Annotated in this window: 12 protein-coding genes; 10 read left to right on the top strand and 2 right to left on the bottom strand. The window is 56.7% G+C overall.

Translation table 11 applies throughout. The features are described from left to right. Positions 1-5 precede the first annotated feature (5 nt). Positions 6-1034, bottom strand: a complete 1029-nt coding sequence (locus B2Q93_RS01485; protein WP_207293644.1) for a Mal regulon transcriptional regulator MalI — start codon at positions 1032-1034, stop codon at positions 6-8. Between the two features lie 177 nt (positions 1035-1211). Between B2Q93_RS01485 and malX the strand changes: the two genes are divergently transcribed. The 3 genes from malX (at position 1212) to add (ending at position 5377) form a co-directional block, all read left to right on the top strand. Beyond that, the gene (malX, locus tag B2Q93_RS01480) at positions 1212-2804 is read left to right on the top strand and encodes a maltose/glucose-specific PTS transporter subunit IIBC (protein WP_046887214.1); all 1593 of its coding nucleotides are present in this window, start codon (positions 1212-1214) and stop codon (positions 2802-2804) included. A gap of 48 nt (positions 2805-2852) precedes the next feature. Further along, entirely contained in the window at positions 2853-4025 is a 1173-nt protein-coding gene (locus B2Q93_RS01475) for a MalY/PatB family protein (RefSeq protein ID WP_286931659.1), read from the top strand. Positions 4026-4375: 350 nt separating this feature from the next. Then, a complete protein-coding gene (gene add / locus B2Q93_RS01470; protein ID WP_207293641.1) occupies positions 4376-5377 on the top strand; it encodes an adenosine deaminase in 1002 nt (333 codons plus the stop codon). A 73-nt stretch (positions 5378-5450) separates the two neighbouring features. Here the strand turns inward: add and B2Q93_RS01465 are convergent, their stop codons facing one another. Continuing rightward, a complete protein-coding gene (locus B2Q93_RS01465) occupies positions 5451-6491 on the bottom strand; it encodes an oxidoreductase (RefSeq protein ID WP_286931658.1) in 1041 nt (346 codons plus the stop codon). A 246-nt stretch (positions 6492-6737) separates the two neighbouring features. On the opposite strand from B2Q93_RS01465, the gene blr reads away from it, so the two are divergent. From blr to rsxD, 7 genes are all read left to right on the top strand, one after another. Next, on the top strand, positions 6738-6866 hold the full coding sequence (blr, locus tag B2Q93_RS01460; protein ID WP_172657838.1) for a division septum protein Blr: 129 nt from the start codon (positions 6738-6740) through the stop codon (positions 6864-6866). A gap of 230 nt (positions 6867-7096) precedes the next feature. Continuing rightward, positions 7097-7312 (top strand): transcription modulator YdgT, encoded by a 216-nt coding sequence (gene ydgT / locus B2Q93_RS01455; protein WP_040078505.1) that lies wholly within the window; start codon positions 7097-7099, stop codon positions 7310-7312. 84 nt (positions 7313-7396) lie between these two features. Continuing rightward, complete coding sequence (locus B2Q93_RS01450) at positions 7397-7837, top strand: DUF2569 domain-containing protein (protein WP_233802047.1); 441 nt, start codon at positions 7397-7399, stop codon at positions 7835-7837. 75 nt (positions 7838-7912) lie between these two features. After that, complete coding sequence (rsxA, locus tag B2Q93_RS01445) at positions 7913-8494, top strand: electron transport complex subunit RsxA (RefSeq protein WP_046887210.1); 582 nt, start codon at positions 7913-7915, stop codon at positions 8492-8494. Beyond that, positions 8494-9069, top strand: coding sequence for an electron transport complex subunit RsxB (gene rsxB, locus B2Q93_RS01440; RefSeq protein ID WP_212477993.1), 576 nt, complete (start codon positions 8494-8496; stop codon positions 9067-9069). The genes rsxA and rsxB overlap by 1 nt, the downstream gene beginning before the upstream one ends. Then, positions 9062-11362 (top strand): electron transport complex subunit RsxC, encoded by a 2301-nt coding sequence (gene rsxC, locus B2Q93_RS01435; protein WP_286931657.1) that lies wholly within the window; start codon positions 9062-9064, stop codon positions 11360-11362. Before rsxB ends, rsxC begins: the two co-directional genes overlap by 8 nt. After that, positions 11363-12412 carry an electron transport complex subunit RsxD gene (rsxD, locus tag B2Q93_RS01430; protein ID WP_286931656.1) on the top strand — a complete coding sequence of 350 codons (1050 nt, stop codon included), beginning with the start codon at positions 11363-11365 and terminating at the stop codon, positions 12410-12412. Positions 12413-12422 lie beyond the last annotated feature (10 nt).

The raw sequence follows: 12422 nt of genomic DNA, 5'->3' as shown, positions 1-12422 counted from the left end.
ACGACTTAGCTGGTTGCAACCAGGCGTGCAGGGAAAATGTGGTGCCCCATCGGCAATTCGGTTTTTTCGATACGCTGCATAATACGGTCTGCCAGCTGATAACCCATTTCACGGGCAGGCGTGGTCGCCCAGACAATGGGCAGATCGTCGAGCGCGTTTTCTGCGACGTCAGCGAAGGCTCCCAGCCCGATCTGCTGATCAAAGAAGGTCCCCACCCCGCTCTCCCCGCTCTGCCGCCCGGCGCGAATCAGGCCAAACCACGCCCCCATGGCAATGGTTTCGTTGTAGCAGATCACCGCGCTCAGGGTGGGATTGTGGCGCAGCAGTGTGCCCATCGCTTCGGCCGCTTTTTTCTGACTGGATTCACACTCCACCACCCACTCGCTATGGAAAGGCAGGCCATATTTCAGCAGGGTGGCGCAGTATCCGCCGACGCGCTCGGCGCGGGTCAGAGAAGAACTTTTACCGCCGAGCCAGGCGATGCGCTGATGACCGCGGCGAATAAGATGTTCGGTCAGCATTTGTGCGGCCTGCATATTGTCCGGGCGTAGCGTATCGGCTTCATCGAGATAACTTGCCCGCGAGGCAAACACCAGCGGGATGCCCTTTTCGGCCGCGCGTTCACACAGCTCGCTACTCACTCCCGAAGCACCGGCAATGATCACCCCGTCTACACCCTGAGTTAATAACATTTCGAGACGCTGCACTAACTGCCCGGCCTCACGCCCGCCATGCAGCAGAAAGACCATCCGCCCCTGCGCCTCCAGCGCTTCGGTCAGCCCTGCGGTCAGTTCAGCGTAAAAGGGAGAGGTCAGGTCGCGCACGATAAGCCCAATCACCCCGCTCTGCCCGCCGCGCAGCGATGCCGCCTGGCGATTACGCACAAAACCCAACTGCTCCACGGCGTCGTTAACGCGCTGGCCGGTCGCGGGAGAGATTCGCCCTTTGCCGCTCAGAACCAGCGATACCGTGCTGACAGAGACCCCCGCCGCCAGCGCGACATCGTTAATCGTGATTTTTTTTGCTACTGCCATACGCTCCCGCCACCCTTGTGTTCCATTCCGGTAAAACGTTTTATCAATAGGTTATATTTATACTGCCTGTCAAAGCCTGAGAATGTGATTTACACCGCACTAAATCTTGATAAAACGTTTTATCTTTTCGCAGCATCGAAGCCGCTACACTGATTTTAACAATAAAGGAGTCGTTTGATGACGACGAAAACAACACAAAAAGTCTCGCTATGGGAATTTTTCCAGCAGTTAGGAAAGACCTTCATGCTGCCCGTTGCCCTGCTCTCCTTCTGTGGGATTATGCTCGGTATCGGCAGTTCATTAAGCAGTCACGACGTAATCAGTCTGATCCCGGTGTTGGGCAACCCGGTGCTGAAGGCCATTTTCGTCTGGATGAGCAAGGTCGGTTCCTTTGCGTTTAGCTTCCTACCCGTCATGTTCTGTATCGCTATACCGCTGGGCCTGGCGCGCGAAAATAAAGGCGTGGCCGCGTTTGCCGGTTTCGTTGGTTATGCGGTGATGAACCTCGCTGTCAACTTCTGGCTGACGGCGAAAGGTATCCTGCCAACGACCGATGCCGCCATCCTGAAGGCCAACAATATCCAGAACGTGATCGGCATTCAGTCCATTGATACCGGTATCCTCGGGGCGGTGATCGCAGGGGTCATTATCTGGTTACTGCATGAGCGTTTCCACAATATCCGCCTGCCCGATGCGCTGGCTTTCTTCGGCGGCACTCGTTTCGTCCCCATCATCACTACCCTGGTGATGGGGCTGTTTGGTCTGGTGATCCCGTTGATCTGGCCCGTATTTGCGCTGGGTATTACCGGCATTGGTCACATCATCAACAGCGCGGGCGACTTTGGACCGATGATTTTCGGTACCGGCGAGCGTCTGCTACTGCCCTTTGGTTTACAGCATATACTGGTGGCGCTCATCCGCTTCACCGAAGCCGGCGGCACCATGGACGTATGTGGCAACTCCGTAAGCGGGGCGCTGACCATCTTCCAGGCGCAGCTGAGCTGCCCGACCACCCACGGCTTCTCTGAAAGCGCCACCCGTTTCTTATCGCAGGGCAAAATGCCCGCTTTCCTCGGCGGCCTGCCAGGTGCAGCGCTGGCGATGTACCACTGCGCTCGCCCTGAGAACCGCCATAAAATTAAGGGCTTGCTAATCTCCGGCGTGATCGCCTGCGTAGTCGGCGGCACTACCGAGCCAATCGAATTCCTGTTCCTGTTCGTCGCCCCGGTGCTTTACCTTATCCACGCCGTACTGACCGGGATTGGTTTTACTACCATGGCGGTGCTGGGCGTGACTATCGGCAATACCGACGGCAACGTTATCGATTTTGTGGTGTTTGGCATCCTGCACGGTCTGTCGACCAAATGGTATCTGGTGCCGGTGGTGGCCGCGATCTGGTTTGTGGTCTATTACGCCATTTTCCGCTTCGCCATCACCCGCTTTAACCTGAAGACGCCGGGCCGCGATATCGATACCGCGGCTGCCGTTGAGCAGGCCGTGGCCGGCGTGACCGGTAAATCGGGCTATAACACCCCGGCCATTCTGGCGGCGCTGGGCGGCGCTGATAATATTACTTCGCTGGATAACTGCATCACCCGCCTGCGTCTGTCGGTTAAGGATATGTCCCTGGTAGACACCAACGCCCTGAAGGCAAACCGCGCCATCGGTGTCGTGCAGTTGAATCAGCACAACCTTCAGGTGGTCATTGGTCCACAGGTACAGTCAGTAAAAGATGAGCTGGCGACGCTGATGCGAACGGTAGAAGCCTGACGTCTCGCCCCCTTCTGCAGAAGGGGGCTTTTTCATTAAGGACGAAAAATGTTTGATTTTTCCACCGTCGTGGATCGCCACGGCACCTGGTGTACCCAGTGGGATTATGTGGCAGACCGCTTCGGTGCTGCCGATCTGCTGCCGTTTACCATCTCCGATATGGATTTCGCCACCGCCCCCTGCATTATCGACGCGCTGCATCAGCGAATTGACCACGGCGTATTTGGCTATAGCCGCTGGAAGAATGCTGAGTTTCTTGCCGCCGTGGCCCACTGGTTCCGCCAGCGTTTTCACTGCGCAATCGACACCGAGGCCCTGGTTTATGGCCCATCGGTTATCTATATGGTCTCGGAACTGATTCGCCAGTGGTCGCAGCCCGGCGACGGCATCGTGGTTCATACCCCCGCCTACGATGCGTTTTACAAAGCGATTGAAGGAAATGGACGCCAGGTTGTGCCCCTCCCCCTGCACAGGGATACCGAGGGTTGGCAGTGCGATATGACGGCTCTGGAGCGTGCTCTGGCGCAACCGCAGAACAAAATTTTACTGCTGTGCAGCCCGCAAAACCCGACGGGGAAAGTCTGGTCCCGGGAAGAACTGACCCGGATGGCCCAGCTCTGCGCACGCCACAACGTGGCGGTGATTAGCGACGAAATTCATATGGATATGGTCTGGAGCGGCCATCAACATACTCCCTGGAGCGCAGTGGCGCAGGGGCCGTGGGCGTTACTCACCTCGGGCTCCAAGAGCTTTAATATTTCGGCGCTCACGGGGGCGTATGGTCTGATTGGGGATGAGGCGACCCGGGCGGCTTATCTGGATGCACTCAAAGGCCGGGATGGATTGTCATCACCGTCGGTGCTGGCGCTGGTTGCCCACATCGCCGCCTATCAGCAGGGCGAACCCTGGCTGGATGCCCTTCGCCACTATCTTGAAGAGAATCTGCGCTTCGTCGCCACGACGCTTAACCACGCTTTCCCGCAGTTGAACTGGCAGCCGCCGCAAGCTTCTTACCTCGCCTGGATCGATCTTCGCCCGCTCGGTATTGACGACAAAGCGCTGCAGAAAGTGCTGATTGAGCAGCAAAAGGTAGCGATAATGCCCGGCTATACCTATGGTCAGGAGGGGGTTGGCTTTGTGCGCCTTAATGCGGGTTGTCCACGCAGCAAACTGGAACAAGGGGTGGCGCGCTTAATTGCTGGTATTCATGCCTTAAACTAGCGATACCCTTCCAGAACCGCGCCCTGGTCGTAACCGGGGCGCTTGCTTTTTTGTCGCACCGCGTCGATATTTATTCATTACATCAATGAGTTAAGGATATTATTGTGATGATACGCCAGTCTTTCCGCTTAACGGCGGCGGTTCGCGAGTGGCTCATGGGGTTTTAATGACCCTGCGTGTTTATAGCGGGTATACGCTGCGCTGCCGGTCCGCTGGATAGCGAAAGAAACTGCTCCTGCGGTACGCTTCCTCCGCAGCAACCTTTTTACCTGCGGGTTAACGCAGCATTTTTAATACATTATTGACCTGTTGTATAATGACCTGCACTTCACCTAAATAAGAGTGCGTCCATGATTGATACCCGCCTGCCTTTAACCGACATCCATCGTCACCTTGATGGCAATATTCGCGCCCAGACCATCCTCGACCTTGGCCGCCAGTTTAATTTGACTCTGCCCGCCCAGTCGCTTGAGGCGCTAATTCCGCACGTTCAGGTGACTCAAAACGAACCGGATTTGGTGAGTTTCCTTAGCAAGCTGGACTGGGGGGTGAAAGTGCTCGCCTCGCTGGACGCCTGTCGCCGCGTCGCATTTGAAAATATTGAAGATGCCGCGCGCAATGGTCTGCATTATGTGGAGCTGCGATTCTCGCCGGGGTATATGGCTATGACCCACCAGCTGCCGGTAGCCGGTGTGGTAGAAGCGGTTATCGCCGGGGTACGTGAAGGCTGCAACGCGTTTCCGGTAGAGGCGCGTTTAATTGGCATTATGAGCCGCACCTTCGGTGAGTCCGCCTGCCTGCAAGAGCTGGAAGCGCTGCTGGCCCATCGCGATCAGATCACGGCAATCGATCTTGCCGGTGACGAGCTGGGCTTCCCGGGTAGCCTCTTCCTGTCCCACTTTAACCGGGCGCGTGATGCGGGCTGGCACATTACCGTTCATGCGGGCGAAGCCGCAGGCCCAGAGAGTATCTGGCAAGCGATTCGTGAGTTGGGCGCTGAGCGTATCGGTCACGGGGTGAAAGCCGTAGAAGACCCCGCGCTGATGGCGTTCCTTGCCGAGCAGCGCATCGGGATCGAATCCTGCCTGACCTCCAATATCCAGACCAGCACCGTGCCGTCTTTGGCACAGCATCCGCTGAAAACCTTCCTGGAACAGGGCGTACTGGCCTCGATTAACACTGACGACCCGGCGGTTCAGGGCGTGGATATCATTCATGAGTACAACGTAGCGGCACCGCAAGCGGGGCTTAGCCGCGAGCAGATCCGACAGGCGCAGATTAACGGACTGGATATTGCGTTCCTCAGCCAGGCAGAAAAAACGGCGCTGATTGCCCGCGTGCAGAACGGCTGAGTGATTCCCCGCCGCCTGGCGGGGTTTAGCGTTGTTGTCCCTGGCGGCATAGCCACCGCCAGGGAACAGGCTATCAGGTGAGATTCAATGCTGCGCGATGCTTCGCCGACTCGATACCGAGCTCGATCAGCTCCATAATCTGAATCGCCTGGCTGGCCGGTACCGGGTTTTCGCCGTCGCCGTTCAGGGCATCGCGGATCCCCGCGTAGTACGCAGGGTAGTTCCCCGGCAGCGTCAGCCAGGTCTCTTCGACGCGTTCTTCACCTTCCACGCGGGTTAGCACGCCATCACGCATGTCATAACCCCAGTCTTCCTGCGGCAGACGCTCACCATTCTTCAGGCGATCTTCCTGCGGGTCGAGGCCGTATTTCACATAGCTGCCCCGGGTACCGTGCACGATATAGCGCGCCGATTCCGCCGCCGCCAGCATGGTGCCGTGCAGTACAACGCGACGCTGGGGATAGCTCAGAACCGCATGGAAATAGTCCGTCGCCTGCGCGCCAGGGCGCAACTGGGCCAGGTCCACCGACAAGTTGACCGGCAGGCCAAACAGGTTGACCGCCTGATCCAGCAGATGGGGTGCCAAATCGTACCAGATGCCGCTGCCCGGCCCTGCCTGTTCACGCCAGCGGTCGCGCACTTGCGGACGGAAGCGGTCAAAATGTGATTCAAAGAAAGCGACTTCGCCCAGCGCACCCTCGGCAATCAACGCTTTTACCGTCAGGAAATCGCTATCCCAGCGACGGTTGTGAAAGACCGACAGTAAACGTCCCAGGCTTTTCGCCAGCGCGTCCAGCTCGCGGGCCTGTGACAACGTCACGGTAAACGGTTTATCGACCACGACATGTTTGCCCGCTTCGAGTGCCGCTTTCGCCAGGGGGAAGTGTGTATCATTCGGGGTAGGTATAACGATTAAATCGATATTGGGGTCGTTGAAGAGTTGCTTCGGCTCAGAAACCACCGGGACGGTTGGCCAGTCCGCATGAACTTTCGTGGCATCACTACTTGATATTGCCGCCAGCTCCATTCCTGCCGTTCCCGCAATCAGGGGGGCGTGGAATGTTTTACTGGCGTAACCATAACCTATTAATCCAACGCGGATTTTATCGCTCATGACGTTGCCTCTCATCTTATGACCCTTCTATTTCACACGATCTCTCCTGCCCTCACAATAAATTAATACCGAAGGGGAGGCAGCCCCGGCGCGCCTTAAATAAGTAAAATCTTATATCAAATTATAACCTACTGTTTACCATCACAAACCCAGTCCGCAAAGCGCTTGCCGCCACGCGTACTGCGCTGTAAAATTTAGCCCCTGTATTTATGGATAAAACAAATATCAACGATGATGACGTCAATTATTAATCGAATTATTGAGTTAACGGGATGGATTGTCCTGGGGGTCTCTGTGATCCTGCTGGGTGTCGCCAGCCATATTGATAACTATCAGCCTCCCGTCCCCGTAACCAGCGAGGCGCCGCATAAGTAACGCCCTCCTAAAAAAGGGTGACATATGATGTCAGTTGCTTATTGCCAGCGATGATGAACAGCGCTAATCTTCTTCCCCAGGCGTCGGTCGACGCCTGACTTCATCGGCAAAGAAAACTCTTAATTGTGCATGGTGCGCTGTGCAATTTGTTTACCTCTTTTTTTATCCGTTTATTATTCGAACGAATTACCCTGCTGGTATTACTAACTCTTAAATGGAAACTTATTAAAATGACAGTTCAGGACTATTTATTAAAATTTCGTAAGATCAATTCTCTTGAAAGTCTGGAAAAATTGTTTGATCACCTGAACTACACCCTTACAGATAATCAGGACATTATTAGTATGTACCGCGCCGCCGATCATCGCCGCGCAGAACTGGTCTCCGGTGGGCGTTTGTTTAATATCGGCGAGGTGCCAAAGTCCGTCTGGCGCTTCGTACAATAAGAAAGTAGCCATTAGCGCGAAATGTTATATAATCTTGCCCCGGCTATTCTGCCTACGATTTCGCGCTAACTTTCGGGAGATACCATGACCACAACCGCTGGAGAAAGAATTGGAGGCTGGTTACTTGCCCCTCTCGCCTGGTTGCTGGTGGCACTATTAAGCGCATCGCTGGCGCTGGTGCTTTATTCAACGGCTTTAATTACGCCGCATGCTCTCGAGACCCTCAGTGCGCAAAATGCCAGTAATAAAGTGATGTGGTTTATTTCCTTCGGTTTCGCCATCGCCATGTGGTACTACACCCTGTGGCTGACTATCGCCTTCTTTAAGCGACGTCAATGCGTACCAAAACACTATATTATCTGGCTGCTGGTTGCGGTGTTATTAGCGGTGAAAGCCTTCGCTTTCTCGCCGGTTTCTGATGCGCTGGCCGTTCGTCAACTGCTCTTCCCGCTACTGGTTACGGCGCTCTTCGTTCCCTACTTTAAGCGCTCTGTACGCGTGAAGCAGACCTTTGTGAACCCGTAATAACCTTACAGTTATCCTGTTGTCGCTTACCGGACTTTGTCCGATAATAGGCGGCTTTTTATTTCAGGCTGAATAATGACTGACTACTTACTGCTTTTTGTCGGCACAGTGCTGGTGAATAACTTCGTCCTGGTGAAGTTTCTCGGCCTGTGCCCGTTTATGGGCGTTTCCAAAAAGCTCGAAACCGCGATGGGAATGGGGCTGGCAACCACCTTCGTCATGACCCTCGCCTCTATCTGCGCCTGGTGGATCGATAACTGGATCCTGATTCCTCTGGGTCTGACCTATCTTCGCACCCTGGCATTTATCCTGGTCATTGCCGTAGTGGTGCAGTTCACCGAAATGGTAGTGCGTAAAACCAGCCCGGCGCTCTATCGCCTGCTCGGCATTTTCCTGCCCTTGATCACCACTAACTGTGCGGTGCTTGGCGTGGCGCTGCTCAATATCAATCTTGGGCATAATTTTATGCAGTCCGCGCTGTATGGTTTTTCTGCAGCGGTTGGCTTCTCGCTGGTGATGGTACTGTTTGCCGCCATCCGTGAACGCATGGTTGCGGCCGATGTTCCGGCGCCGTTTCGTGGTAACGCCATCGCGCTGGTGACCGCAGGACTGATGTCTCTGGCCTTTATGGGCTTCAGTGGTCTGGTGAAGTTGTAATGAATGCAATCTGGATCGCCATCGCCTCGCTCAGCGTGCTGGGTCTGGTGTTTGGCCTCATTCTTGGATATGCCTCCCGCCGCTTTGCGGTCGAGGATGATCCCGTTGTTGAAAAAATTGATGAACTACTGCCGCAGAGCCAGTGTGGGCAGTGCGGCTACCCCGGCTGCCGCCCTTATGCCGAAGCGGTCGGTAACGGCGGAGAGAAAATAAACCGTTGCGCCCCTGGCGGCGAAGCGGTAATGCTCAAAATCGCTGAGCTGCTTAACGTCGATCCCCAGCCGACCGACGGCGAAGAGGCCGCTGAGCCCGTGCGTATGCTGGCGGTTATTGATGAGCCAAACTGCATCGGCTGCACCAAATGTATTCAGGCCTGCCCGGTAGATGCCATCATCGGTGCCACCCGCGCCATGCACACCGTGGTTGAAGATCTGTGCACCGGCTGTAATCTCTGCGTTGCGCCGTGTCCAACGCAATGTATTGAGCTGCGTCCGGTCAGCCCTACGACTGACAGCTGGAAATGGGATCTTCAAACCATTCCGGTTCGTATTATTCCTGTGGAACACCATGCTTAAGTTATTTTCTGCCTTCAGAAAAGAGAAGATCTGGGATTTCGATGGCGGTATTCATCCGCCGGAGATGAAAAACCAGTCCAGCGGTACGCCGCTGCGTCAGATTCCGCTGGCAACGCGTTTTATCATCCCGCTTAAACAGCACATTGGTGCTGAGGGTGAACTGTGCGTGAAGCCGGGTGATACTGTACTGCGCGGCCAGCCGCTGACCTTTGGTCGTGGCCGGATGTTGCCGGTACATGCGCCAACGTCAGGTCAGGTGGTGGCCATCGCGCCTCATACCGTCCCCCACCCTTCCGCCTTATCTGAACTGTGCGTCGTGATTGAAGCCGATGGCGAGGATCGCTGGTGTGAGCGCGAGGGCTGGAGTGATTATCGCAGCCAAAGCCGCGAGGCGCTGATTGAGCGTATCCACCAGTTCGGCGTGGCTGGCCTCGGCGGGGCGGGTTTCCCTACTGGCACCAAACTGCGTGGCGGTGGCGATAAGATTGAAACCTTGATTATCAATGCCGCCGAGTGCGAGCCTTATATCACCGCCGATGACCGTCTGATGCAGGACTGCGCAGCGCAGGTTGTGGAAGGTATCCGCATTCTGGCGCACGTGTTACAGCCACGCGAAGTGCTGATTGGCATTGAAGATAATAAACCGCAGGCCATCTCTATGCTGCGTGCGGTGCTGGCGGGCAGCCATGATATCAGCCTGCGGGTGATCCCCACGAAATACCCCTCTGGCGGTGCGAAGCAGCTCACCCAGATTTTAACCGGCAAGCAGGTTCCTCACGGCGGTCGTTCGTCGGATATCGGCGTGCTGATGCAAAACGTCGGTACCGCCTATGCGGTTAAACGCGCGGTGATTGACGGCGAGCCGCTGACCGAACGTGTCGTGACCCTGACCGGTGAATCCGTTTCACGGCCGGGTAACGTCTGGGCGCGCCTGGGTACCCCAATTCGCCATCTGCTTGAGCAGGCAGGTTTCTGTCCAGGCCCTGAACAGATGGTGATTATGGGTGGCCCGCTGATGGGCTTTACCCTGCCCTGGCTGGACGTCCCGGTCGTAAAAATTACGAACTGCCTGCTGGCTCCCTCGGCCAGCGAGATGGGCGAGGAGCAGGAAGAGAAAGGCTGCATCCGTTGTAGCGCCTGTGCCGATGCTTGTCCGGCGGATCTGCTGCCCCAGCAGCTCTACTGGTACAGCAAAGGTCAATTGCACGATAAAGCCAAAGCGCACAATCTGGCCGACTGCATTGAGTGCGGCGCGTGCGCCTGGGTCTGCCCAAGTAATATTCCGCTGGTGCAGTATTTCCGCGTCGAGAAGGCTGAAATTTATGCCATTTCGATGGAAGAGAAACGGGCTGCAGAAGCAAAAGCCCGTTTTGAAGCCCGTCAGGCTCGTCTTGAGCGTGAAAAAGAGGCGCGACAGGCACGTCACAAGCAGGCTGCGGTGCAGCCTGCAGCGAAAGATCAGGATGCTATCAAGGCGGCGCTGGCGCGCGTACGTGTGAAAAATGCCAACGCCACCGAAGAGGTGGTGATTCAGTCCGGCACCCGTCCGGATAACAGCGAAGCGATTGCCGCACGGGAAGCGCGTAAAGCCCAGGCCCGCGCGCGTCAGGCTGAGAAAACCGCCGAGCTTCACGATCCGAAAATTGATCCATCCGTCGAGGCGGTCGAAGAGGCGATTGCGCAGGCGGAGATGCGTAAAGCGGAAGATCATGATGAGGTCTCCTCAGCAACCGTGGATCCGCGTAAAGCTGCCGTAGAGGCGGCTATAGCTCGCGCTAAAGCCCGTAAAGCACAGGCCGAGGAAACTCCGGTCGACGCCCCGGCAGAGCCGGTTGACCCGCGCAAAGCCGCCGTCGAGGCCGCCATCGCCCGAGCCAAGGCCCGTAAAGCCCAGGCCGAGGAAACCCCAGTCGACGCGCCGGCAGAGCCCGTTGACCCGCGCAAAGCCGCCGTTGAGGCTGCCATCGCCCGTGCCAAGGCCCGTAAAGCCCAGGCCGAGGAAACCCCGGTCGACGCGCCGGCAGAGCCCTTGGACCCACGCAAAGCCGCCGTTGAGGCTGCCATCGCCCGTGCCAAAGCCCGCAAGGCCGAGGCGCAGGAAGCCGCCCCGGCGGAGCCCGTTGACCCGCGTAAAGCCGCCGTTGAGGCTGCTATCGCCCGCGCTAAAGCCCGTAAAGAAGCGCAACAAGAAGAACAGGCCGCCAACGACGACCCGCGCAAAGCCGCCATCTCGGCCGCTATTGCGCGCGTACAGGCAAAAAAAGCCGCACAGCAAGCAGTAAACGAGGATTAAATGGTTTTTAGAATCGCAAGTTCCCCCTATACCCATAACCAGCGCCAGACCTCACGCATCATGATGCTGGTCTGCCTGGCGGCACTACCCGGCATTGCCGTTCAGCTCTGGTTCTTTGGCTGGGGAACGCTCTTCCAGATACTCCTCGGCTGTATCAGCGCCCTCGCCGCTGAAGCGCTGGTGCTCAAATTGCGCAAGATGCCGGTCAGCAAGATTGTCGCCGATAACTCCGCCCTGCTCACCGGCCTGCTGTTGGCGATCAGTATTCCGCCTTTCGCCCCGTGGTGGATGGTGGTACTGGGCACCGTTTTCGCCGTGATTATCGCCAAGCAGCTGTATGGCGGGCTGGGGCATAACCCCTTCAATCTCGCGATGATTGGCTATGTCGTCTTGCTGATCTCCTTCCCGGTTCAGATGACCAGTTGGCTCCCCCCCCATGAAATAGCTGCCACCGTACCGGGCTTTATGGATGCTCTTCAGGTGATCTTCACCGGCCACAGCGCCAGCGGAGATATGGACAGCCTCCGGATGGGCGTAGATGGCGTTAGCCAGGCCACACCGCTGGATACCTTTAAAACCTCGTTGCACGCCGGGCATCCCGTCGAGCAAATTTTGCAGTACCCGATTTACAGCGGCGTGCTGGCAGGTGCGGGCTGGCAGTGGGTCAACCTTGCCTATCTGTTGGGCGGCGTATTTCTGCTGCAACAAAAGGCGATTCGCTGGCATATCCCGGTGAGCTTTATTGTCACGCTGGCGGTATGTGCGACGCTCGGTTGGCTCTTCTCTCCCGAATCGCTGGCAAGCCCGCAGATCCATCTGCTCTCCGGTGCCACCATGCTCGGCGCGTTCTTTATCCTCACCGACCCCGTCACCGCCTCTACCACCAATCGGGGACGTCTGATTTTTGGCGCGCTGGCAGGCCTGCTGGTGTGGCTGATTCGCTCCTTCGGAGGCTATCCGGACGGTGTTGCTTTTGCCGTGCTACTGGCAAACATCACCGTACCGTTAATTGACTACTACACGCGTCCGCGCGTTTACGGCCATCGCTAAGGGAACCGCC

It is taken from the genome of Leclercia sp. UBA5958 (assembly GCF_002430365.1).
GTDB classification, from domain to species: domain Bacteria; phylum Pseudomonadota; class Gammaproteobacteria; order Enterobacterales; family Enterobacteriaceae; genus Enterobacter; species Enterobacter pneumoniae.
This window is presented reverse-complemented; position numbering and strand designations above follow the sequence as displayed.